Annotated in this window: 17 protein-coding genes; 10 read left to right on the forward strand and 7 right to left on the reverse strand. The window is 64.2% G+C overall.

Annotated elements, in window-relative coordinates; genetic code table 11:
* Nucleotides 1–22 precede the first annotated feature (22 nt).
* From cdd to IPP90_12110, 7 genes are all read left to right on the forward strand, one after another.
* Nucleotides 23–448 (forward strand): cytidine deaminase, encoded by a 426-nt coding sequence (cdd, locus tag IPP90_12080; protein ID MBL0171450.1) that lies wholly within the window; start codon nt 23–25, stop codon nt 446–448.
* A gap of 22 nt (nt 449–470) precedes the next feature.
* Nucleotides 471–1793, forward strand: a complete 1323-nt coding sequence (locus IPP90_12085) for a hypothetical protein (protein MBL0171451.1) — start codon at nt 471–473, stop codon at nt 1791–1793.
* On the forward strand, nt 1790–2935 hold the full coding sequence (locus IPP90_12090; GenBank protein MBL0171452.1) for a hypothetical protein: 1146 nt from the start codon (nt 1790–1792) through the stop codon (nt 2933–2935). Before IPP90_12085 ends, IPP90_12090 begins: the two co-directional genes overlap by 4 nt.
* Nucleotides 2936–4285, forward strand: coding sequence for a tRNA (N6-isopentenyl adenosine(37)-C2)-methylthiotransferase MiaB (gene miaB / locus IPP90_12095; protein MBL0171453.1), 1350 nt, complete (start codon nt 2936–2938; stop codon nt 4283–4285). It abuts the gene before it with no gap.
* 95 nt (nt 4286–4380) lie between these two features.
* Nucleotides 4381–6714, forward strand: coding sequence for a DNA internalization-related competence protein ComEC/Rec2 (locus tag IPP90_12100; GenBank protein ID MBL0171454.1), 2334 nt, complete (start codon nt 4381–4383; stop codon nt 6712–6714).
* A gap of 178 nt (nt 6715–6892) precedes the next feature.
* The gene (gene fbp / locus IPP90_12105; protein MBL0171455.1) at nt 6893–7933 is read left to right on the forward strand and encodes a class 1 fructose-bisphosphatase; all 1041 of its coding nucleotides are present in this window, start codon (nt 6893–6895) and stop codon (nt 7931–7933) included.
* 38 nt (nt 7934–7971) lie between these two features.
* Nucleotides 7972–9564, forward strand: coding sequence for a methylmalonyl-CoA mutase (locus tag IPP90_12110; protein MBL0171456.1), 1593 nt, complete (start codon nt 7972–7974; stop codon nt 9562–9564).
* 65 nt (nt 9565–9629) lie between these two features.
* On the opposite strand, the gene IPP90_12115 is transcribed toward IPP90_12110, so the two are convergent.
* Nucleotides 9630–11681 (reverse strand): Ig-like domain-containing protein, encoded by a 2052-nt coding sequence (locus IPP90_12115; protein MBL0171457.1) that lies wholly within the window; start codon nt 11679–11681, stop codon nt 9630–9632.
* Between the two features lie 114 nt (nt 11682–11795).
* Here IPP90_12115 and IPP90_12120 point away from each other — a divergent pair, with 114 nt between their 5' ends.
* From IPP90_12120 to IPP90_12130, 3 genes are all read left to right on the forward strand, one after another.
* Nucleotides 11796–13157 (forward strand): beta-propeller fold lactonase family protein, encoded by a 1362-nt coding sequence (locus tag IPP90_12120; GenBank protein MBL0171458.1) that lies wholly within the window; start codon nt 11796–11798, stop codon nt 13155–13157.
* A 38-nt stretch (nt 13158–13195) separates the two neighbouring features.
* Nucleotides 13196–14329: a bifunctional chorismate mutase/prephenate dehydrogenase gene (tyrA, locus tag IPP90_12125; protein ID MBL0171459.1), complete on the forward strand. Its 1134-nt coding sequence runs from the start codon at nt 13196–13198 to the stop codon at nt 14327–14329.
* 247 nt (nt 14330–14576) lie between these two features.
* Nucleotides 14577–15425, forward strand: coding sequence for a carboxypeptidase regulatory-like domain-containing protein (locus IPP90_12130; protein ID MBL0171460.1), 849 nt, complete (start codon nt 14577–14579; stop codon nt 15423–15425).
* A 136-nt stretch (nt 15426–15561) separates the two neighbouring features.
* Here the strand turns inward: IPP90_12130 and IPP90_12135 are convergent, their stop codons facing one another.
* From IPP90_12135 to IPP90_12160, 6 genes are all read right to left on the reverse strand, one after another.
* Complete coding sequence (locus IPP90_12135) at nt 15562–15765, reverse strand: hypothetical protein (protein MBL0171461.1); 204 nt, start codon at nt 15763–15765, stop codon at nt 15562–15564.
* Between the two features lie 54 nt (nt 15766–15819).
* Complete coding sequence (locus IPP90_12140) at nt 15820–16971, reverse strand: RagB/SusD family nutrient uptake outer membrane protein (protein ID MBL0171462.1); 1152 nt, start codon at nt 16969–16971, stop codon at nt 15820–15822.
* Nucleotides 16972–16994: 23 nt separating this feature from the next.
* Nucleotides 16995–18266, reverse strand: a complete 1272-nt coding sequence (locus IPP90_12145) for a TonB-dependent receptor (protein MBL0171463.1) — start codon at nt 18264–18266, stop codon at nt 16995–16997.
* Nucleotides 18267–18362: 96 nt separating this feature from the next.
* Complete coding sequence (locus IPP90_12150) at nt 18363–19838, reverse strand: TonB-dependent receptor plug domain-containing protein (GenBank protein ID MBL0171464.1); 1476 nt, start codon at nt 19836–19838, stop codon at nt 18363–18365.
* Between the two features lie 225 nt (nt 19839–20063).
* Complete coding sequence (locus IPP90_12155) at nt 20064–22622, reverse strand: ERAP1-like C-terminal domain-containing protein (GenBank protein MBL0171465.1); 2559 nt, start codon at nt 22620–22622, stop codon at nt 20064–20066.
* 131 nt (nt 22623–22753) lie between these two features.
* Entirely contained in the window at nt 22754–24088 is a 1335-nt protein-coding gene (locus tag IPP90_12160; GenBank protein ID MBL0171466.1) for an aspartate aminotransferase family protein, read from the reverse strand.
* Nucleotides 24089–24137 lie beyond the last annotated feature (49 nt).

Below are 24137 nucleotides of genomic sequence, written 5' to 3' on the forward strand. Positions count from 1 at the left end.
ACTGCAGGCTCGGCATCGATGTCTGTTCCGTCAGCGTCGGTTATCGGCGGCGGACGTGACGTCGTTGCGGGTGGCGGCTGATGCGGCGCGCGCCAATGCGTGGTGCCCGTATTCGCAATTCCCCGTGGGCGCGGCCCTCGTGGCCGACGATGGTCGCGTGTTCACCGGCTGCAACGTGGAAAACGCGTCCTATCCGGCCGGCACGTGCGCTGAGCGGGTGGCGCTGGGTACCGCCGTTGCGGCTGGGGCACGCCGGTTTGCGCGTGTTGTCATTACATCCACGGCGCACGAGCCGACACCACCTTGCGGCATCTGTCGTCAGGCGCTGGTCGAATTCGCGCCGGACCTTGAAATCGTGGCGATTTCGCCTGACGGGCGCACGGCGCGTTGGTCGTTGGCCGAATTGCTTCCTGCTCCTTTCACGCCCGCATCGCTCGAGCATGTCTGAGCGTTCCTCTGTGATGGCATTCATGAACACACGTTGGCCATTCGTGCCGCACGCACGGCAAGTGCACCGCATGCCTGCCGCCGCATTTCGATCACGGCTCGGTCTCGTGCTGGTGGCCGTGTTGGTCGCCGGTGTCGCGGCCTGCACTGAGACCTTCAGCGGAGGGGATGCGTGTCCGTCGTTGTGCCCGTCCAAGCCGACGGCATTCAAGGATACGATCGTCGATGCGGTTATCCTCGACACGACCTTGGGAGGCTACCCGGAACTCGGACTGTCGCCAACGCTGCTGTTGGCCAATCGTCCTGACACGCTGGTCACGCGCGGCGTGTTGCGATTCGATGTGCTGCCGACGTCATATTTGCCCAACAAGACCGAAGCCAGCGCCAGCATCACGGCCGTCGACTCGGTGGTGCTCGTGTTGCCGCTGGATACGTCCGGATGGAAGGGCAGTGCTCCGGTGACCGTGGAGGCCTTCGACGTCGACACGACGCAGAACGACTCGTCGCAAGTGGTCGTGAAGTCGCTGTTTCGGGCGGATCGCCTGATCGGATCGACGGTGGTCACGCCGTCCACCCAGGGCGATACCCTTCGCATCCCGATTGCGAAGGCGGTGTTGGCCGCCAAGATCGCTGCGAATTCGCGCCTGCGCGTGGGATTGCGCATGAGTGGCGCGGGTGGTCAGCTGCGGATCATCGCGTTTTCACAGGGCGCCGGCGCGCCCTATCTGCGGTTTGATCCGAGCACTGATACCACGTACGCGCCCATCCCCGTGGGATTGTCCACGTCGATCGAGTTGGCCACGTCGGATGTGAATCTCGCCTACCTGATCTACGGGATCGTCGACAAGGGATCGATCGCACCGGATGCGTCGACGCTGGTCATCGGCGGATTCCCGGCGTATCGCACCTATCTGCGCTTCACGCTGCCCAAGTCCATCACCGACTCCAGCACCATTGTGCGTGCCGAGGTGCTGCTGACGCAGCGCCCATCACGATTCGCCAACACGGCGGATACAGTGTCCGTGCTGCCGCTCGTGCCCACCACCACCACGTCGGTCTCGGATATTCGCCGCATTCTCGACCTGTCCGCGGACGGGGCATTCGCGGCGCTCGATTCCGCGCGGCTGGTGCCGCGCGACAGTGGTCAGCGCGCCATCAACATCCTGAGTCTCGCGCGGTCCTGGGGCACCTTGCCGGCCGACGTGCCGCGCGCGGTGGCGTTCCGCATCAGCGTGGAAGGCGGGCAGCCGGCTGAGCTCCGCTTCTTCTCCAGTGAGGCCGCGGCATCGCTGCGGCCGCGACTGCGCATCACCTACCTTCCTCGCACCGAGACGGCCATACCGTGATGCGCCCACGCATTGGATTGTTCGCCGGCGTGCTGCTCGCCGTGTCGCTGGCGCCGTCGTTGTCGGCGCAAGGCACGCTCAGTGGCCTCGGATTCGGCTACCCCGTTGGCGGGTTGAGCACGCGCGCGGCGGCCACCGGAGGCGCATTCGGCGAATTCGACCTGCTTAGCCCGTTGAACCCCGCGTCACTGAGCAGTATTTCGCGCACCGTGATCACGGCGCAGACCGAGCCGGAGTTCCGTACCCTGCGCGCCGGAAAGGCCAACGACAAGACGACCGCCCAGCGCGTGCCGCTGTTGATGCTGGCGTTTCCCGTGCGCGACAACGTGTCCGTGGCGTTGAGCGCCACCACGTTTCTCGATCGCAGCTATTCAACCACGGTCACCGGTGATGTCGTCATTGACGGTTCGTCGGTGAGCACCACCGATCATTCGGATGTGCGCGGGTCGATTGCCGACCTGCGGGCGGCAGCCGGGTGGCGCATCAACGATCGCTTCAGCGTGGGATTCGGCGCGCACATGTTCACCGGCGACAACCTGGTGGCGCGCTCGCGCACGTTTGCCGATTCCACGAAATTCGGCAACGTGCTCGACTCCTCGCGCGTGGTGTACTTCGGTTCGGCCCTGTCAGTGGGTGGAGAGTGGCGGGTACGCAAGGGATTCGCCGCCATGGTGTCGTATCGCAAGGGTGGCGGTATCGACTCGCGCGTGCGGGATACCGTGCGTACCGAGGCCAACATCCCCAATCGGCTGGGCGTCGGCGTGCGATTCGATGGCATTCCGGGATCGATCTTCGCCGTGGGAATCGACCAGCAGGACTGGTCGCGGATGCGGGCACTGGGGTCCAGTGCCGTGGTGCCGCGCGACGCGACCAACTGGCATGCGGGCATGGAAGTGGCCGGTCCACGCATGCGTGGCTCACCCCTGCTGCTGCGCGCCGGGTATGCGCGCAATGCGCTGCCGTTCGGCATCGGCAGCAACGTGGTTGACGAATCGCGTCTGACGGCCGGCTTCGGCATTCCCGTCGCGCGCGAACAGGCGTCACTCGATTTCTCGATCCAGAAGGCCAATCGGACACTGGTCGGCGGTGGGGCGAAGGAATCCGCCTGGATGCTGGGCGTCGGCCTGCAAATCCGGCCCTGAATGACCGTGGCGCCGTTGTCGTCAAAGCCCACGGTCTATATCGAGACCTACGGGTGCCAGATGAATGTCTCCGATTCGGAGCTCATGTATGGCACGCTGACCGCTCACGGCTATACGGCGGTCGATGCGCCCGATGGCGCCGACGTGATTCTCGTAAATACCTGCGCCATTCGCGAAAATGCGGAAACGCGCGTGATCGGCCGGCTGGGTGAACTCAAGCGATTCATGAAGCCCGGATCGATTGTCGGCGTCACGGGCTGCATGGCGCAGCGTTTGGGGCCTCGCCTGCTCACCCAGGCGAAACATGTCTCACTGGTGGTGGGGCCTGACGGCTATCGGGCGTTGCCGCAATTGCTGGACGGTGCGCGGCATGGCGAACGCTTCACCGCCACCGACTTTGATCTCGAGGAGCACTACGAGGACGTGGTCGCGCGCCGCTTTGAAGGCGTGAAGGCGTGGATTCCGGTGCAGCGCGGGTGCAACTATCGGTGCACCTACTGCATTGTGCCGTATACGCGCGGCGAAGAGCGCAGCCGCAAGCTGGACGATGTGGTGCGCGAGACGCGCGAAGTCGTGGCGCAGGGGCTTTCCGAGGTGGTGCTGCTGGGGCAGACCGTCAATTCGTACCACGACGGCACCCACGACTTTGCCGATCTGTTGCGCGCGGTCGCTGCCGTCGATGGCATTCGCCGGGTTCGCTATACCAGTCCGCATCCGAATGACTTCAGCGACCGCGTCATCGCCGCCATGGCGGAAGTCCCCGAAGTGTGCGAGCACGTCCACCTGCCGATGCAGAGCGGCTCCACGGTCATGCTCAAGCGTATGCTGCGACGCTATTCGCGCGAGGACTATCTGGCGTGTGTGGAGCGATTGCGCGCCGCCATTCCCGGCGTGGCCCTCACCACCGACATCATCGTCGGATTCCCCGGTGAGACCGACGACGAGTTCGAGGACACGCTGTCGTTGTGCCGCGACGTCCGCTTCAACGACGCGTTCATGTTCAAGTTCTCCATGCGCGAAGGGACGCCAGCCACCCGCATGCCGGCGGAGTGGACGGTGCCCGAGCACGTGGTGACCGAGCGCTTTGATCGACTGCTGGCCACGGTGCGAGGCATTTCACGGGAAATCAACCTGGCGCGATTGGGCTCGCGCGTGGAAGTGTTGGTGGAGAAGGTCGCGCGCGACGGTGCATTGTTGCAGGCACGGTCCCGGGACTTCAAGACGGTGATGGTGCCGGCGGCATCGGCGAGCATTGGCGACTACCTCACTGTTGAATTGACGGGAACCACGGGCGCGACGTTCACGGGTACCCGTACGACGGGCAGGGCCCTGCCCATGCAGGTCGGATAGGCGCGTTCCGGCGTCGATGCGCATTCCGCGTTTGGAGTGTGCGAATGGCGTCGAATCGGTAACACACGCGGCTGTCAGTCGATGTACTGTGGCGCATGCCGCCACTCATCCACGTCGCCGTCGGCTGGCTGGTCGGCGTATTTCTCGGATCCGTCCAGTCACTGGCCACCGTTCCGCTTCCGCTCACCGCAGTGGCCGGCGCCGTCGTCGGTGCGTGCTCCGCCTTGGTGGCCGCGTGCGAATACACATCGCCGCGTAAACGGGCATTCGTCGGCGCCATCGCGGCGATCGGCGCGGCCGGGGTGCTCAGCGCGCGCGCGACGGTTTCGCATGATGGCGTCTGCCGTGCCGCGATCGCGTCAGCGATCTCGCGTGGCGCCCCGGTGCTGGTGGTGTTCGACGATCGCGTGGCACCGCGTCTTTCCGCACGAGGCATGGCGACCGCAGACGGAAGGCTGGCCCGGTGCGACACACCCATCCTGGCCCGCATCGCAACCGGTGCCGCACCGGCGGGGCACTGGAGGCAATTTCGTGGCACCGCGCTGATAACCAGTCGCGGGCTTCGGCTTGAGGGCAACCTCATGGCGGCCACGAGCCCACGTCGCGACTGGCGACGGACACTGCGCGGCCGCACCGGCGAAATCATCGATCGGGATTTCGGTCGCAATGCGCCCCTGGTACGCGCACTACTGATTGCCGATCAGGATGGGATTGCCCCCAACGTGCGCGACACGTTTGCCGATGCGGGCCTCGTGCACATGCTCTCCATCTCCGGGTTGCATGTGGCGATCATCGCCGGCGCGCTCCTGACCGTCTTGAGCGCGATGCGGATATCGCGCACGATTTCCTACGCCGTGGCGATGACGGTCATCACGGGGTATGTCGTGGTGCTCGGCGCACCGCCACCGGCGGTGCGCAGCGCGGTCATGCTGGCGGTGGTCGGACTGTCTGAACGGCTGCAACGCCCAACGCACCCGTGGACCGCGTTGGCGCTGGGAGCGGTCATCCCCACCATGCAGCCAACAGTGGTGCTGGATCTGGGTTGGCAGTTGAGCGTCAGTGGCATGGCGGCGCTCGTGGCGGCGCGGACGCTGCTACGTCGGTGGCGCCTCGTCGACGGGCGCGGCCGCCGCGGGTGGTCGCGACGGCTGTTGGTGGCGTACCGGCGCCTCGATGGCTGGCGCTACACGTTGATGCGCGAACTCGTCACGGGCACCGTCGCAACAGTGGTCACCGCACCGCTGATCGCCTGGACGTTTGGTCGCGTCAGCATGGTGGCACCGTTGTCCAACCTGGTGGCGGGACCCATCGTGGCGTTTGTCCAACCGGCACTGTTCCTGGCGCTGCTCGCTTCGCCCTGGCCCACCTTGTCGCGACTGGTCGCGGATGCCACGGCGCCGCCGCTGGCGCTGCTCGATGCGGTCGCGCGCCGTTGTGCCGAGGTTCCCTTCGCATCACTCCATCTGTCGCCGACGGCCATCACGGCGGTGTGTGCCGGCGTGGCGGCAGCGGCATTCGTCCGGGCAACCGCCTCGCGACGCTGGGTGCCGGGACTCACCGTCGCGGGCGTCGCTTTATCAATCGCCGCATGGTGGCCGGCGTTTACGCGAGGCAACGGGCAGCTTGAACTGCATGTGCTGGACGTAGGGCAGGGTGATGCGCTGGCATTGCGTACACCGCGTGGACGGTGGGTGCTGGTGGATGCCGGTCGCCGTTGGGACGGCGGAGATGCTGGTCGCCGCACCATCGTCCCCTATGTGCGTCGTCTGGGAGGCGACGTCGCGGCCTTCGTCATGACGCACGCGCACGATGACCACGTGGGCGGGGCCTCCAGTGTGGTCGCAGCGCTCTCCCCGCGCCGCTGGTGGGAACCGGCTTTCGTGACCACCAGCGGGGCCTACCGGAACGCACTGCTCACCTTCAGCAAGTCGGGGGGCGCGTGGCGTCGGGTGCATCCAGGCGATCGTTGGCGACTGGATGGCGTGGAGGTGACGGTTCTGGCTCCCGACTCGGCCTGGACCGCGGTCCAGCAGGACGCGAACGAAACGTCGGTGGTGTTGCGGGTGAGATTCGGTGTGGTGGCCTTCCTCCTCACCGGCGATGCCGAGGCGGCTGAGGAGCAATGGTTGCTCGGGCACAACGACCCCGGTGACCTGCAAGCTGACGTGCTGAAACTGGGCCATCATGGGAGCAAGACAAGCTCTACCCAAGCCTTTGTCGACGCAGTCCAGCCACGGCTCGGGGTCATTTCAGTGGGGGCTGGCAACCGATACGGTCATCCCTCTCCGGAAACCCTCCAGACATTCACGGACCGTGGCATCCCCCTCCTGCGCACGGACCGTGAAGGGAGCTTCGTGGTGGCGACCAACGGTCGTGATCTGGCCGTTCGCATTGGACGGGACACCTGGCCGCTCAACCGTCGTCCATAAGTCGGGGACGGCTCTTGCCCCGTCTCACCCTCACCGGTCACTTTCCATGCGTCGAGGCGGTCATGTCCCTGACGAGACCGCAATCGATTTCGACCAGTGATGATGTGTCCGAATCGTCCACTTCTGGCGCGAGCACCGGGTCGCTCTCGCTGCACCGCCCGCCCCGAGGAGTCCGCCTGTGGTCAAGCATACCGCGACGTCCGTCGTCACCATCGAGCGCTTCATTATCGAGCAGGAACGGCTGTTCCCTGATGCCACGGGAGAACTGTCCGGCATCCTGTACGACATGGCGTTGGCCGGCAAGATGATTGCCAACAAGGTGCGCAGCGCCGGACTCGCCGATATTCTCGGGTCGACCAGCGATGTCAACGTCCAGGGCGAGGTGCAGCAGAAGCTCGACGTGATCGCCAACGAGATCATCGTCAAGGCCCTCGACCACGGCGGCCGACTCTGCGCCATGGCCTCCGAGGAGGAGCCGGACATCATTCATATTCCGGAAGGCTTCCGGGCCGGCAAGTACGTGTTGCTGTTTGATCCGTTGGACGGCTCCAGCAACATCGATGTCAATGTGCCGGTCGGCACGATCTTCTCGGTATATCAGAAGATCACACGTGGCGCCCGCGGCGAGATGGAGGATATGCTGCAACCCGGCCGGCGGCAGGTCGCCGCAGGATACGTCATCTACGGATCAAGCACGATGATGGTGTATACCACGGGTCAGGGTGCGCATGGTTTCACGCTCGATCCGTCCATCGGGGAATTCCTGCTCTCGCATCCCCACATCAGGATTCCCGAACGCGCGCGCTATCTCTCGGTGAACGAATCGTACGAGCAGGATTGGCCGGAGCCCACGCGCGCATTGATGCGCCGCTATCGCGGCATGGACGGCGAACGCAAGCCGCTCAATGTGCGCTACGTCGGGTCGCTGGTGGCCGACTTCCATCGCAACCTGCTGGGCGGAGGGGTGTTCTGCTATCCCGCGAATGCCAGGTCGCCCCGTGGAAAGCTGCGGCTGTTGTACGAAGCGAATCCGCTGGCGTTTATCGCCGAACAGGCCGGCGGTATGGCCACCGACGGCCACAAACGCATCCTCGATGTGGAAGCCCATGAACTGCATCAGCGCACACCGCTGTATATCGGGAGCAAGTCCGAAGTGGAAACCGTGGCCGAGTTCCCGTTGCCGGTTCCGGAACGACGAACCAATCCGCGCGCGTCGTGACGCGGGAGTGTGCGTGATCAGTTATCAGGACTGTGCTGATGTGTGACTGCCTTTCCCCCTCGGGCATCCCCATTGCCACCGTCGTCCGGCCGGACGACGTGCAGACCGATTACACGCGCGACCTGGGCGATCCGGGACAGTTTCCGTTTACGCGTGGCGTGCAGCCCACGATGTACCGTGGACGCCTCTGGACCATGCGCCAGTACGCCGGATTCGGCACGGCCGCGTCCACCAATGAACGCTTTCGCCTGTTGCTGGATGCTGGCCAGACCGGACTGTCGGTGGCGTTCGATCTGCCCACGCAAATGGGCATCGACTCCGATTCGCCGCGCGCGCTGGGGGAAGTGGGTCGCGTGGGAGTGGCCATCGACACGGTCGAAGACATGCATGTCCTGCTGGGCGGTATCCCGCTCGACCAGGTGTCTACCAGCATGACCATCAACGCCACCGCGTCGACGCTGCTGGCGATGTACATCGTGGTGGCGGAAGAGCGGGGAATCAGCCGGTCAGCGCTCTCGGGCACGGTGCAGAACGACATCCTCAAGGAGTACATCGCGCGCGGCACGTACATCTATCCGCCATCGCCATCACTGGCACTCACGGCGGAGATGTTTCGCTTTGCCGCCGCCGAGGTGCCGCAGTGGAATCCCATTTCCATTTCCGGATATCATATCCGCGAAGCGGGTTCGACGGCGGTGCAGGAGGTGGCGTTCACGTTTGCCGACGCCATCGCCTACGTGCAGCAGGCGGTGGACGCGGGTCTGTCGGTGGACGCGTTTGCGCCGCGGCTGTCGTTCTTCTTCGCCGCGCACAGTGATCTGTTTGAGGAAGTGGCCAAGTTCCGCGCCGCGCGACGGTTGTGGGCGCGCATCATGCGGGAACGGTTCGGGGCCAATGACAACAGCTGCCGCCTCCGGTTTCACACGCAAACCGGCGGCGTGACGCTCACCGCGCAGCAGCCGTTGAACAACATCGTGCGGGTCACGGTGCAGGCGTTGGCCGCGGCATTGGGCGGCACGCAATCATTGCACACCAACGGCTACGACGAGGCGCTGGCGTTGCCCACGGCCGATGCCGCAACGCTGGCACTGCGCACGCAGCAGATTGTCGGCTACGAATCCGGCATTGCGCAAACGGTCGACCCGCTGGCCGGCAGCTGGTATGTCGAACAACTCACCGACGAAGTCGAGCGACGGGCGGTCGAGCTCATTGCCAAAGTGGACGAACTCGGCGGAGCGGCCGAGGCCATCAAGGTCGGGTTCTTTCAGGAGGAAATTGGTCGCAGCGCGTACGAGTATCAGTTGCGCGTGGAAGCCGGCGAAACGGTAGTGGTGGGTGTGAACAGGTTCGGCGACGGCCAGGACCCGCCCATCATTCCCGCACCGGATTTCTCCTCGCTGGAGCAAGGGCAGGTCGCGCAGCTGGCGCGCGTGAAGGCATCGCGCGACCACGTCGCGGTGCAGGAGTCGCTGTCGGCCATTGGTGCATGCGCGACGGATTACGTGTCGGAGCATCGCGGTGCCCGTCGGGAACTCATGCCGCGAATCATCGATGCCGTGCGCGCGCGCGCCAGCGTAGGCGAGATTGCCGATACGCTGGAACGCGTCTGGGGACGGTATCAGACAACTTAGTACCTAGTACCTAGTACCTAGTACCTAGTACTTAGTACCTGGTACTGAGTACTGAGTACTGAGTTCTACGGCGTCACCGGCTTCGCCTTTGGCTCCAGCTTCGCCGCCCACAACCCCGAGTTGAAGTCCGTGAACAGCACGTGCCCCTTCCACGGCATCGCGTTCATCACGAACGGCGCATTCGCCGTGTACGCGTCCGGGTCGTACGGCTTGAACACGGCAATCTCGCGGCGCTGATCGGCCAGGTTGCCCATCAGTTCACCGGAGACGTCCACCACGCGCACTCCGCCATCGTAGTATGCCTGGTACAGCACGTCGTCTTCCACGATGATGTCGTGCGAGCCGTAGTCCTCCAGATGATAGCGGCCCACCTTGCGCGGATGCATGGGATCGGTGACGTCGACAATGTGCGTGTACCCGCCGGACGTCTGCGCAATCGCGTTGCGCGGCGGCTTGCCATCGGGGCCGCTCAGGGAATACTGCGTCCCTTCCCACACGCGTCCGGCCCGATTCATTTCCTCGTCGCCCAGAAACAGGTACATGCGGCCGGTCGACTTCTGGAAGTACGGATAAATTTCGTGGCCCGAGTTGATCCCGAACGTGTTGATGAGTTTGGGCTTCTCGATGGTGCCGCCGTACTTGCCGTTACCCACATCCACCATCACCGCGCCCACGCCGCCCTGGGCGGAATAGGCGATGCCGTCACGCACCCACAAATCGTGAATACGCGCATTCGGATGCTGATATTCGCTCACGTATTTGGGTTTGGTGATGTCCTTCACGTCGATGATCACGTACTTCTGGCCACCGGATATCGCGAACAGGTGATCGTTCGTGGCGAACATGTTGTGCACGCCGCCCGTCAGCTCCTGGTCAAAGGTGCTGGCAATCTTCGGGTGCGCCGGATCGGCCAGGTCGAGAATCACCACGCCGTTCACGCGATTGGACGCGCCTTCGCGCGACAGCGCGCCGTAGCGTCCGTCGGGTGAGACGGTGACGTCGTTGATGGTGCGGGCATCGATCTTGATCGAGTCCGTCCTGACGATGTGGTTGAGGTCCGTGATGTCAAACACCAGACCCCAGCCGTCACCACCCCACGTGCCCACCAGCGCATAGTCGCGGCCATTCTTGGCGGTCCACGGCCAGAAGTCCGACGTGTGCGTGGTGCTCACGCTGCCGCGCCCCGTCACCGTGATGCGTCGAATCGCATCACGCGGCTTGACCTCGATCACCTTGCGCGCCATGGCGGCACCGGATTGCGCGATGAGCGTGAATCGTCCTGGATAGTTCGCGGTAAAGCGTCCCCAGTCGATGATGCCGGGACCACCGGGTGCGAGTGTGGTGTCGTCGGGAACGTAGGTGTAGGTCCAGGTCACCTGCGCATTCTTCACTGCCGCACCGGCCGCGTTCTTTGGCGTGGCGTTGAGATGAATGACGTCGCCGGTACGCACCACGTCTTCCTTGATCGCGATGGCAATCGCCGTCACCGGGTTCACGGCAATGCGATACGTCTTCGTCGCGCTCACGCCTTCGTTCTCGGCGGTGATCGTGACCGCTCCGGCCTTGAGCGCCGTCACGGTACCGAACCGGTCCACCGTGGCAACACCGGGGTTGCTGCTGCGCCAGGTGACGGTCATGCCACCGCGTTCGCTGCCGTCAGCATGCGTGCCGCGCGCGCGATGACCCAGCGAAATTCCCGTATACAGCACGCCGGAATCCGGGACGATCTCGATCCTGGCCAGCGCGGGCCAGGTGATCAGGATGGGAATGTCGAGCGTGACGGGTTGACCGTTTGCGCCGCTTGCGGTGGCAGTAGCCGTGTATGACCCGGCGCGAAAGGCGCGCACCTCGCCGCCACTGAATGCGACCGCCGCGCGCGGGCCGCCCACTCGCACCACCGCGTCCGCGATCACATTGCCCCGCGCGTCGTAGGCGGTGACTTTGAACGGCTGCGTGTCGCCTGCGCGAATTGTCACTCTGGCCGGGTCGGCCACCAGTTTGGCTACGGGGGCCGGCTGGGCGCCTTGGGCGGCCGCCGGTGGCACCGCAGCCAACGATATTCCCGACATCAAAGCGACGGCTGTCGTGACGGACCGCATGTTGCGCGCTACGTTCATATTGGCAACTCCTGAGGGTTCCATCGAGGGGTGCTGCTGCCTGCCCGACGCGCGCATTCCGCACGGTGTCGCGGCAGTCTCCACCGCGCCATGCATCAGATCAGGACTCAGATCATGCACACGATCTTGCTGCCCGTCACCAGCGCTCGCAAGTCGAGACGACACCCGGTTTCTCACGCACTGGTCACCATGGCCGTGACGATCGTGTTCACGGCACTGCCGCCAGTCGTGACCACCACGGTCGCGCAGGGCACTCCAGGGGCCGCCTCGCCCGCGGCCGCTCCGGCGGCGCCACGCAACGACTACTGGGTGTACGTCGGTGCCGAGTCCGCCGACAAGATCTATCGAGTGCGCTTTGGGCCGGCTGGCACCGTGGTGGAGAAGGCCATCGCGGTGGGTGAACTGGCCGCCGAAATGGAAGGACCGCACGGCTTGGCCATCTCGCGCGATCGCAAGTACCTGTACATGACCACCGGTCACGGAAACCCCGATGGGAAGTTGTGGCGCTACGAACTGGGCCCGGATACCCTGGCCGGACGAGGCATCCTGCTCGGCAACTTCCCGGCGTCGCTCGATGTGACACCCGATGGTCTGTACTCGTTCTCGGCCAATTTCAACCTGCACGGGGACATGATTCCGTCCACGGTGTCGGTGGTATATACGCCCACGCAAACGGAAGTCGCGCGCATTGTCACGTGCACCATGCCGCACGGCAGTCGCATCTCGCCCGATGGTATGCGTCAGTACTCCACCTGCATGATGGATGACCAACTGGTGGAGATCGATCCGCGCGACTTCGCCGTGTCGCGTCGTTTCCCGCTGGCCAAGGGCAGGGAAGGACCGCTGGCCAAGGACGTCGGCAGCACCATGGCCGGTATGGGTGACATGGCCGGCATGAAGCACGACATGGCCGTGATGTCGCACGACGTGGGCGCGGGCAGCGGTGCCAAGTCAGCGGGGAAGCCGGCGACCGCCACGGTCGATCCCGCGCAAGTGGGTCGAGCCGGCATGGGGATCGAGAAGCACACCATGGCACCGGCGTCCTGTTCGCCCACGTGGGCACAGCCGTCAGTCAACGGTGATCGCGTGTGGGTGGCGTGCAACAAGGCCGACGAAATCATCGAGATTGACAGCAAATCGTGGACGCTGACACGTCGCCTGAAGACCGGGCGCGGCGTGTACAACCTGGCGGTCACGCCCGACGGACGACTGTTGGTAGCGACGCTCAAGCCTGGGAGCAGTATCGAGATCTTTGATATCGCCAGCGGCCGGAGTCTCGCCCAGATCAAAACCACAAATACGCTGGCGCATGGCATCACCGTCAGCAGTGATTCGAAATATGCGTTCGTCAGCAGCGAAGGTGTCGGTGCCGCGCCGGGAAAGGTGGACGTGTTTGATCTCGTAGCGTTCGCCAAGGTTGGCACGGCCGATGTCGGGCAGCAGGCCAGCGGGATCGCGTTTTGGAAGATGAACTAAGTACTGAGTACTTAGTACTTGGTACTTATTACTTAGTAATGGACGAGCCCCCTCGCACCTTGCCCGTTCTGCGCGCGATGATCGATGCGCTGGATCGGGACCTACTGCAGATCATGGCCCGGCGCATGGCGCTGGTGGCCGATGTCGCGGCGTACAAGCGCGAACACGGCATTCGCATTCGTGATCCGCAGCGCGAGCGAGACGTCCTCGATGATCGACGCCAACGCGCAATCGCGCTGGGGCTGCCGGTTGGCGAGATCGATTCGATCTTTCGGGTCTTGCTGCGCTCCAGTCGCGATCATCAGGCGGCGCTGCGCGCGGAAGTCCCGTTGGATGCCGAACCGCGCACCATCGCTATCATCGGCGGGCACGGCAAGATGGGGGCGTTGCTGGTCCGCCTGTTTGGCGACATGGGGCATCGCGTCCTCATCGTCGATCAGGATACGATGCTGACCGCGCGTGCCGCAGCTGCGCAATCGGATGTCGTGGTGATCAGCGTGCCCATTGACGACACGGATCGAGTTATTCGCGAGGTGGGTCCCCACGTGCGGGAAGAGGCCCTGTTGATGGACGTCACGTCTATCAAGGCAGTGCCGGTCGCCACCATGCTGGCATCGACATCGGCCAGCGTGGTGGGCACGCACCCAATGTTCGGACCCGGCGTGCACTCGCTCCAGGGACAGCGGTTTGTGGTCTGTCGCGCCCGCGGCGATGCATGGGCTGATTGGATCGTGAACACCTTCACCGCGCGCGGCTTGGCGGTCACCGAAGCCACGCCCGTGCAACACGACCGTGCCATGTCGGTGGTGCAGGTGCTGACGCATTTTCAGACGCAGGTGCTCGGCCTGACCCTGGCACGGTTGGGCGTGCCGCTGCAGGAAACGCTGCGATTCACGTCACCGGCGTACCTGCTGGAGTTGTATGTCGCGGCCCGCCATTTCGCGCAGGACCCATTGCTGTACGGTCCCATTGAGATGCGCAATCCGGGAAGGGCGGCCGTGACAACCGCATTCCGAGAGGCCTCAGATGAAATCGGGGACGTGCTGGCGAGCGGTGATCAGGCCGCGTTCACGGCGTTGTTTGAACAGGTCCGCGAATTCTTCGGATCGTTCACCGCCGAAGCCGTCGAGCAATCGAGTTTCCTGATCGACCGCATCGTGGAACGGGCGTAAGCGCCACGCAAGGTGAAGGAAGGATTCGCCAGCAAATGGCAATGTGCCCAGAGGCGAAGGAGCTGGTGGGCCTGCCCTCACCGGCCGGCCCCTCTAGCGCTCAACGCTTCCGTTGCTCACCCCTCCAGACGCTCACCCTCACCCCTCACCCCCCCCCCCCACCCCCCACCCTCATTCAGGCCGTTCAGCCAACGCCACGGCATCAACTGAGGGGATATCTGACCGTGGAACGGGGTAATTTACAGCTATGCGACCATTCCCTTGCTCACGGACCATCCGGATCACCGCTGCCCTCGCCAGCGTTGCGGCAGCGGGCCTTGCCACACCTGCCCATGCGCAGCAGAAAACCACCATTCGCGACCGCGCCGCCCAGGAGACCGTCAAAAAGCCGGTGTCGACGGCTGGCATAGGCGTGATCGACGGCATCGTCACCGACACCCTGCTTCGTCCCCTTGGCGCCGCTGACGTATCGGTGGTTGGCGTCGGTGCCCGGGTGGTAACCGAGGAAGGCGGTCGGTTCCGTTTCCTGCAGGTGCCGGCCGGCCAGTACCTGCTGGTCGTCCGACGCATCGGCTTTGCACCAACGTCAGGCATCATCGATGTCCCCGCCGACGATACGTTGCGCCTGTCGTACATCCTGGCCCGCACTACCAACCTGATGGACACCGTTCGTGTGCGCGAAACGCGTGTTTCCATGCGCATGCTGGGGTTCGATCAGCGCCGCGTGCAGGGAGTTGGACAGTTCATCACCCAGGAGCAGATTGAACGACGCGGATCGCGCGAAACGAGCGATTTTCTGCGTACGCTGCGCGGCGTGGATGTCTCAAGAATTACCACCGAGGCCTTTGCGGGCACCATCGCACTGTCCAAACGGGAAGGCGGCAGCGTGGGTGGAGAAGGGAGCGGCGCGTGCAGCATGCAGGTCCTGTTGGACGGCATCGTGCTGCCACGCTTCTTCAACCTGGACCTGCTGCCACCACCCAAGCAGATCTCCGGTATCGAAGTCTACTCCGGTGCGGCGACGATTCCCCCGCAGTTCGGTGGCCCCGATCGCCGTTGCGGCATGATCCTCGTGTGGACCCGCGAAGGATATTGAGAGAGTACTCAGTACTCAGTACCGAGTACCGGATACAACACAGCCCCGCAAGACACTGTCTTACGGGGCTGTACCGTACTCCCTACTAAGTACTCGGTACTACATACTCGGTACTAAGTACTCGGTACTAAGTACCTCAGCAACCCGGTCCCGCCAGCGTGCCCGTCTTGCCGGCCCGCGACAGGCATTCCGCCTGCGGAATCGGCATCACCTTGGCGACAAAGTGCGACGGGTCATCCAGCGGCAATGTGTTCAACTTGCCATAACGGCGCATGTCAAACCACCGCGTGCCTTCCAGCAGCAGCGAGTAGCGCTTCTGCAGCAACAACTCATCAAGCACCGCCGCATCACTCGAGGCCGTGGTGAGCGACGACGGCGCGAGACCACCGCGAATTCACCCGGATGGAGTTGATGACGGCAAGCGCTCCGCCTTGTCCGCCGTGGCCAACAGCCCCTCGGCGCGCAACAGCATGAGTTCTTCGTTGCGGATGATTGGAATCGGGTTCGTCCCGGCGTTGTCTCCCACCCACCCCAGTGACGAAGCAATGCCCAGCACGCCCGTCGGAGGATTGCGTGAGGTCTTGGTCTTCACCTTCGCCAGGTAGCGATTGTCCTTGGTGCCATCGGCCTTGAGCGGCGCGTTGGTTTCCGTGGACGGGTGCAGGAACAAGTCTGCTGCGTTGCCAAAGAACGGGCTGTTGGCATCACCGGTCGCTCCCGAGTACGGATGGAACGGCCCCGCATCAAGTTCGGCGCGGGTTGTTGCCGCCGTGTTCAGGAACGACGCCGTCAGCGCCGTCAACGAACGTTGCCACGCCGCCGCGCCGCCGCCCGCCGTGGCGTAGTACGCCGCCACTTTGCCGGCAATCGCGCGGTTGAACTTGGCGAACGTGGCCGGTGTGTTGAATCCGGCAAACCCGGCGTGCAACGCGAACGGGAATGCCGTTCCGCCGGCCGCGAGTGCCGTGTTGCCGGCATCCAGCGTGTTCAGGATGTACTTGTACATCGAGTCACGTGTGACAAATGCCGCAAGATCCGATGCGTCCTGCTTGATCTCCACGATACCGCCCAGCGTGTCCCGTGTAGCGACGACATGGAACAGTTCCAGCCCTTCCAACGTCTGGGCAAAGCCCAGCGCAGCGGCCTTCTGCGCCGCGGTCAGCGACGCCGAACCAACCGAGTTCTTCAGGTTGAAGATGTCCCGCAGGTTGCCGTAAGGTCCCGCCCACGATCCGACGGCGAAACCCGCCGGGTCCAACTTGTTCGCACCGGTGATGCCTTGCAGATAGTGCGACGTGTTGCGCCCTTCCTGCGGCGAGTAGATGTACATCTCACGGCCAAAACGGCCGGCATCGAAGATCCACCCGCCACGGCCGTTGCGAAGCTGCCGCAGCAGGCCGGTGGCCTGCAGTTGCAGCGCCTGGGCGTCGGCACTTGCCGATTCCACCGTGGGGGTATTGGGATTGGTGATCGCGAGCTGCTCGCTGCTGCACGCGGTCATCGCCGCTGCGGCCAGGGCCAGCCCGAGTGTCCGGGTCGGATTCAAGAGGGCTCTCATGGTTGTTGTCGTCATGGAATCAGAACCCCACGTCGACGCTGAAGATTCTTGGCGTTCGGTACCTTGGCCACCCACGAGTCCGGTGCCTGATAATTGACCGTCACTTCGCGCAGCTTCACGTACGTGCCGCTCTGCATGTAAGGCCGGACGTCTCCGTCCGAGAACGTAGAGTACCGCTGTTCGCCCTTGGCGACATAGTCAAACGATTGACCCCCCTCGTCAAACAGATTGTTGGTCATGTTCGACACGGCACCGCCATTGCGCCAATCGGCCAGGAACGAGAACGACAGGCGCTTGTAGCTGAAGTCGTTGCTGAACGTCGTGGTGTGGACCGGGTTGGAATCGAACAGAATGGTATCACGCACCGCATTGTTCGCGCCCAGGGGGGCATTGCCCCAGATCAGCGTCGAACGCGTGTTGGACACGATGCGATTGCGGCCATACGTGGCGCCGAACGAACCGGGCACCGCAAACGCCGGCACGGGAATGTTGTCGACACGCTGGACGTTCGCATTGTAGATGATGCGCGTCGACCACTCGAAGTTCCCCTTGCGCAGCGGCACCGCCGACAGCACGGCTTCGTTGCCTTGCACGGACAGCTGACCACCATTGACGATCTGGTTGCCCAGGCCGGACGACGGCGGCAGCGGGAACGTCAGCAGCAGGTTGGTGATCTTCCGCTCGTAGCGCGTGAACTCCAGGCTCAAGCGCGAACCGAAAAACGTCATGTCGGTACCGAACTCGGTCTCGTTCATCGTTTCCGGCTTGACCTTCGGATTGCCCAACAAGCCGTTCGAGACGAGCGAGCTGGCGCCGCCGATGATGCCACCGTTGGCGTACAGCACGTCCCGATCGCCGTAGCGCGGACGGTTACCCGACTGGCCCTTGGCCGCGCGGAACTTGATGTCATCGATCTTGTCCGTGAGCGGCTTCACGAACCGGTACGACGCCGAGTACTTGGGGAACTGATAGAACGTCTCGCGGTCGCCATTGGCGCTCGACCGGTCGGCACGCACGCCGTAGTTGAGCGACAGCTTCTCTTCCAATGCCAGGGCCTGGAAGTTGACGTAGTACGACTGGTCGCGGAATTCAACGCGGCCGTTCGTAATGGCGATATCCTGCGCGCCCAACGGCACTTTCACCGTCGGCAGCAATCCGCGACCGCGCAGCGAGTACACATTGGTGGCCTGATTTTCGTATGAGCCACCCACCGACGACGTGAGCGACGTCAGCCACTTGTTGCCGGCCGTGTAGGTCCACACCGCGTTCACGCCCTGATTCATCTGGAAGCTGGAGGCGTTCAGCTGGTTGGCCGTGCCCAGGAAGTTGTCGGCCGGCTCATACTGCAGGTAATTGGGCGAGTACTGGTAGCCTTCCTGCTAGAAACGATCCATACCGGCCAGATACGACAGCTGCACGGAGTTCTTCGCGGTGCTGAGCGCCGTGTAGTTGGCCCGGACGTTGCCGGCCTGACGCCACACGTTCTCGGTGTTCGTCACCGCTTCCAGCACTTCAAACGGGTTGGACGTGCCGGAGCCGCCGCCGTTGAACGGCATGTTGATGTACCGACCCGATGGCGTCCGCGACTGCAAGTCGACGATGGCCGGCGAATACCCGAACGTGTAGATGGGGCTCGTGCCGGAGTTGTCGTTGCCGCCGATGCCGCGCTGGAAGTAGTTGCGCGTGACGTCAACACCCGCGCTGATCGTCCACTTGGTGCCCAGCGTCTGGTCGAGATTGATGCGGCCACCGGTGCGGCGTGCACCTGTGTTGATCAGGATGCCAGACTCCTGACGATCGTTGATGGACGCAAAGAAGCGCGTGTTGTTCACGCCACCAGCGGCCGACAGCAGCGTTTCCCACGACGGATCGGTGCGGCCGTACAACTCACCCTGCCAGTCGTACCACGGGCACTTGGGTGTGCAGGCCGCCGTGGCCGCCGCCAGTCCCACCGGGCCGCTCACGAATGGCGTCACTTCCGCCAGATCGGCGTACTTGCGTGACGACAGGTTCTTGAGCTGCTGCTGCGTACCCATGCGCTGCACCACATTCCACGAGGCGCGACCCTGCTTGCCACGCTTGGTGGTGATGACCACCACACCGTTGGTGGCGCGTGAGCCGTAAATGGCCGACGCCGCCGCCGACTTCAGCACTTCGATGTTCTCGATGTCGTTCGGATTCAGGTCGGCCAGACGGTTCACCACCTGGTCCTGGCTGGATCCGGTCGATCCCGAGGCACGTGTAATGGAGCTGGCGCCGGAAGAAATCGAGGCGTTCGAGACGATGATGCCGTCCACCACGTACAGCGGATCACCCTGACCCAGCACCGACGTGGCGCCGCGGATCTGGATCTGCGCACCACCACCGGGCGCGCCGCTGTTTTCAAACATGCGCGCACCGGCCACTTTGCCGGCCAGATTGCTTTCGATGGAGCGGGCCGGAACCTTGTTCAGTTCGGCCGTATTCACGGTGGCGACCGCAGTGGAAGCCACTCGACGATCGGTCGTCGTGGCCACACCGGTCACCGTCACACCTTCCAGTTGCAGCACGTCGCGCTCAAGCACGAAGTCGGCGGTGTTCTCCGCCGGGCCTACGCGCTTGGTCTGACGCTTGAAGCCCAGTTGACGCGCCAGCACCAGCACTTCGCTGGACGGCACACGCAGGCGATATTCGCCGCGTTCGTTGGTGCGGACACCAACCTGCTGTCCGACGATGCTGATGGTGACATCAGCGATTGGTTGGCCGGTACCGACCTGCGTCACCTTACCCGAGATATCCCGGGTCTGCGCGTCCGCTTGAAGCGGAAGCACGGCGACGATGGCGGCAGCGGCAATGAACTTGTAAAGCCTGCCCATGTGTTCTCCGAAGGAGGGGTGCGGAGCACTGCTGTGGATGCACTGCGAACTACGACCGGCAGTTTGGTACCGGCATGTGACGTACCAACTTATGTCATCAACACGTGACAGCTAGGTCACGTCACCATTTCCCGGGCGACGGACGGCATTTTTTTCGAGCTGAGCCGACGCCCCATGTGATAGGGCCCATTGCCAATCGCGGATTCCCTGACTACACGCGGTCGTCTACTGTAGAGCTCGCTTTGCATATCGTCCTCTAATCGACACAGTACGCTCGAGCTCGTCACGCGATTGCAGCACTTTCTGACGTAAGTCCGCAGGAAGCGACGACTGAGCGGCAAGCCACCGGTCGACCGCCTGCAGCGCTTCTGCGCTGTTCTGGCCCCCAAACACCGCCCCAATCCAACTGCCCAGAAAGAAGATCCGCCGGTTGCGCTGAATCCACGGGAGCGTATCCAGCGCGGCTTCGAGATACGGTCGCGTCCACGTCGCGTGCTCCGGGTCATGAAACGCTCGCAAGCTTGAGGTCACCCACTCCTCATTGAGGCTGGCGTCGGCAAACCACCGCGTGAACAGCGCCCGCTTTTGCGCCGAGTCGGGTCGCGCCGCACCGGCCACAAACGCCAGTCGCCGACCGTCACTGGTGGAATCCCGGCGTGACTCGGCCGAGAGGCGTGCTTCCGCGCTGGGCGCCGCCCGGGCCACCAGGCGGGTGACAATCGCCCAGCGGGTCGGGGGTCGCAGAGGCAGGCCCAAGATGGAATCACGATCCAGCCACCCATCCAGCCTGGCGAGAGAGGCACTCGTACGCGCCAGTCCGATCGAGGCATCGAGAAAATTCTTGCGTGGACCGTAGGCACGTGCCGTATCCGCAGCACCGGCAAGCGCCATGGCTTCGGCCTGCGGCAGCAACGAATCGCGACCCGCATCGGATGCATAGCGGGTGATGGCGGTACTCATCCGACCAATCAGCGAACCCACCAACTGCTCATCCGATTCGCGCGGAATCTCCCGCAGCGTCATCGCGACAAAACGTTCCGGCGCCAGTCGGGCATCGCGCACCAGATCCCACATTGCGCCCCACAGCAACGCGCGCAAAAAGTCATCGCGAACGGCGCCCACATGGCGCTCCAGCCACTCTACGCTTCCCGAATCGGGAAGCACCAACGCGTAGCCAAAGTCGCCGTCGTTGGCGAACACGAAATCCGGGGCGGCCCGGCCGCGGGCCGCGACCACCTCCATCGACGCGGTGGACATCTCCACCGGCAACCGTACCATGCGTCCATCGGCGTAGGCCAGCAGCACCTGCATTTTGAGTGGCCAGGCGCCGCGACCCGACAGCGCCGGTTGTGCGGGACGCTGCGTGAGCGTCAGTCGTGCAATGCGCCCGGCTCGCAGGGTGACGTGCTGTTCCACCACGGGCATGCCGGGGCGAAGGATCCACGCGCGTCCCCACGGCGCAAGATCGCGACCCGACGCACGACCAATGTCGGCCAGCAGGTCCTGCCACGTGGCATTGCCATATGCATGCGAGCGAAGAAATTGCTGCACACCGGACTGGAACGCCCGGTCACCCACCAGGTAGTTCAGTTGTCGCAGGATGCCGGGCGCCTTGTTGTACACGATCGGGCCATAGTTGCTTTTCGCCTGATCCAGATTCGCCAACTGCTGCCAGACTGGTGTGGTGCCGGCAGTGGCGTCGGTTCCGTACGCCACCGGTTTGTTGCGCAAATAGAACGTCTTCCATGCATTCGATGTCGGGTCAAGCGACGCCTGCATCTTGGCCGCCATATACGTGGCAAATCCCTCTTTCAGCCACAGGTCGTCGAACCAGCGCATCGTCATGTAATCGCCAAACCATTGATGCGCGACTTCGTGGTAGACGGTGGCCTGACGACCCAACAATTGTGTCACGGTAGGCCGTTCGCGATAGATGAAGCTCTCCTCGTTGTAGAACACCGCGCCCGGATGCTCCATGCCACCGAACGGAAAGGCGGGCGCCAGCAGAAAATCGAACTTGCCGAACGCATACGGGATCCCGAACCAATGCCCCAGCCATCGGAGTGCCCGCGCATTCATGGCAATCAACGAGTCGGTCTCGGCCTCTGGCGCGCGCGAACGGCGCGTCCACAGGGCGACCGGTGTTGTCGCAGCGCCCTCGGTGATCTGCTCCGACTTCGACGTCACCGTCCACGGTCCGGCCGCGAACGCCACCAGATACGTACTGAGCGGCGCGGTCTCGGCGAAGTGATGGGTGGTGGTGGCGACGGTGCTGTCGCGTCGCACGGCGGCCCCATTGGCCAGGGCACGCCACGGGCGCGGCGTCACCAGCGAGAGCGTGACGCGGGCCTTGAGATCGGGTTGATCAAAGCACGGAAACAGCAGGTTGGCGTCCGACGGCACCAGCAGGGTGTACAGATAGTCCTGGTTGTCGGTCGCATCGTGCGCGCGGATGATGCTCGCGCCCGCCGCCGCAATGGGCGACCGGAAGTCCACGGTCACGCGATTGTCGCCGGCGGTCAAACGCGCCGCGTCGATCGCGATGTGCGCGCCGTTCCAGACGGTGCGGGTCATTGGGACCGCACCACCGTTCACGCGAAGGGAATCGACCGCCAATCCGCGGAAGTCGAGGACGATGTCGCCGCCGGCCATGCGTTGGAACGCGACGGTCACGCGGCCACTGGCGGTGTCGCGGCGCGTGACATCGAGCGAGAGATCATATCGGACATCGGCAATTTGTGTCCGACGGGCGCCCGCCAATGCGCGCGACACTCCGGCACCCATCAGCGCCACCGTCGACGGCGCGCGTACGGCGGGGGTGGATTGTGCGGAAAGGGACAGGGCGAATGCGAGTATGCCAGTCGCGCAACCACCCACGGCGCCGCGCACCGCACGGCGCGCCGATGGTCCCCTGCTCACGCGATCGCATCCAGCACGTCACGCACCGTGCCCACCAGTTCGTCGATCTGCGCGGCGGAAACGATCAGCGGTGGCGCCAGTGCGATCGTGTCGCCGGTTTGCCGAACCAGCACGCCACGTCGGAAGCACTCCAGAAAAACCTCCTGCGCCCGGGCGCCGGGCGCGCCGTCGCGCGGCGAGAGCTCAATGGCGCCCACCAGGCCCACGTTCCGCACGTCCACCACGTGCTCGTGACCGCGCATCGTGTGAATCGACGATTCGAGATGCGGGGCCATCAGGGCGGCACGCGCGAACAGCCCTTCTGATTCGTACAGGTGCAGCGCGGCCAATCCGGCGGCGGCGGCCAGCGGATGTCCCGAATACGTGTAGCCGTGGAAGAACTCGATGCCCGGGGCCGCCTGCGACACGACCGTGTCATGTATGGCGCGGGCCACACACACCGCGCCCATGGGCACGGAACCGTTGGTGATGCCCTTGGCCAGCGTCATCACGTCCGGCGTCACACCGAATCTCGTGGCGGCAAAGGCCGCACCCGTACGCCCGAAGCCCGTGATGACCTCGTCGAAGATCAGCAGGATGCCGTGCTGGTCGCAGAGCGCGCGCAGTCGCTCCAGGTATCCGACGGGAGGAATCAGCACACCGGTTGAACCGGCCACAGGTTCGACGATGACCGCCGCTATCGTATCCGCACCATGGCGTGCCACCACGCGCTCCAGATCGTCGGCCAATTCCGCACCGAATGGCGGTTGCCCGCGGGAGAATGCGTTGCGCGCCAGATCGTGCGTGTGCACCAGGTGATCGATGTGCGGCAGCAATTGCGCCTCAAATGCCTGTCGATTGGGCGCAATGCCACCAACGGAAATGCCACCGAATCCCACGCCGTGGTATCCCCGCTGACGGCCGATGAACGCCACACGTCGCGGCTCGCCGCGCGCGCGGTGATACGCCAACGCCATCTTGAGCGCGGTATCCACGGCTTCGCTGCCCGACGTGGTGAAGAATACCCGATCGAGCGTTCCCGGAAGGAATCCGGCCAGCCGTTCGGCGAGGGCGAACGAGGACGGGTGACCCATCTGGAAGCCCGGGGCATAATCCAGCACCCCGGCGGCCTCTCGAATGGCGGCCACGATTTCCGCGCGGCCATGGCCGGCATTCACGCACCACAGCCCGGAGACGCCGTCCAGCACCTGCCGACCGTCGGCGTCCTGGTAGTACATGCCTTCGGCACTCACCAGCAGTCGCGGCGCCGCCTTGAACGCCCGGTTATTGGTGAAGGGCATCCAGAGCGCGTCGAGCGAGGCGCTGGCCTGAGGGAGAGAGGGAGGATTCATGCAGGCGAAGGTGGCGGCTTGGGCGCCGCCCGTCCAGTCGGCCAATCGA

It is taken from the genome of Gemmatimonadaceae bacterium (genome assembly GCA_016720905.1).
Taxonomy (GTDB): domain Bacteria; phylum Gemmatimonadota; class Gemmatimonadetes; order Gemmatimonadales; family Gemmatimonadaceae; genus Gemmatimonas.

Excerpts from the sequence above, each read along its gene's own strand:
- IPP90_12085 (MBL0171451.1), top strand. The coding sequence starts at position 471 with ATGAACACACGTTGGCCATTCGTGCCGCACGCACGGCAAGTGCACCGC.
- miaB (MBL0171453.1), top strand. The coding sequence starts at position 2,936 with ATGACCGTGGCGCCGTTGTCGTCAAAGCCCACGGTCTATATCGAGACC.
- IPP90_12100 (MBL0171454.1), top strand. The coding sequence starts at position 4,381 with ATGCCGCCACTCATCCACGTCGCCGTCGGCTGGCTGGTCGGCGTATTT.
- IPP90_12110 (MBL0171456.1), top strand. The coding sequence starts at position 7,972 with ATGTGTGACTGCCTTTCCCCCTCGGGCATCCCCATTGCCACCGTCGTC.
- IPP90_12115 (MBL0171457.1), bottom strand. The coding sequence starts at position 11,681 with ATGAACGTAGCGCGCAACATGCGGTCCGTCACGACAGCCGTCGCTTTG.
- IPP90_12120 (MBL0171458.1), top strand. The coding sequence starts at position 11,796 with ATGCACACGATCTTGCTGCCCGTCACCAGCGCTCGCAAGTCGAGACGA.
- tyrA (MBL0171459.1), top strand. The coding sequence starts at position 13,196 with ATGGACGAGCCCCCTCGCACCTTGCCCGTTCTGCGCGCGATGATCGAT.
- IPP90_12130 (MBL0171460.1), top strand. The coding sequence starts at position 14,577 with ATGCGACCATTCCCTTGCTCACGGACCATCCGGATCACCGCTGCCCTC.
- IPP90_12145 (MBL0171463.1), bottom strand. The coding sequence starts at position 18,266 with ATGAATCAGGGCGTGAACGCGGTGTGGACCTACACGGCCGGCAACAAG.
- IPP90_12150 (MBL0171464.1), bottom strand. The coding sequence starts at position 19,838 with ATGGGCAGGCTTTACAAGTTCATTGCCGCTGCCGCCATCGTCGCCGTG.
- IPP90_12155 (MBL0171465.1), bottom strand. The coding sequence starts at position 22,622 with ATGGGTGCCGGAGTGTCGCGCGCATTGGCGGGCGCCCGTCGGACACAA.
- IPP90_12160 (MBL0171466.1), bottom strand. The coding sequence starts at position 24,088 with ATGAATCCTCCCTCTCTCCCTCAGGCCAGCGCCTCGCTCGACGCGCTC.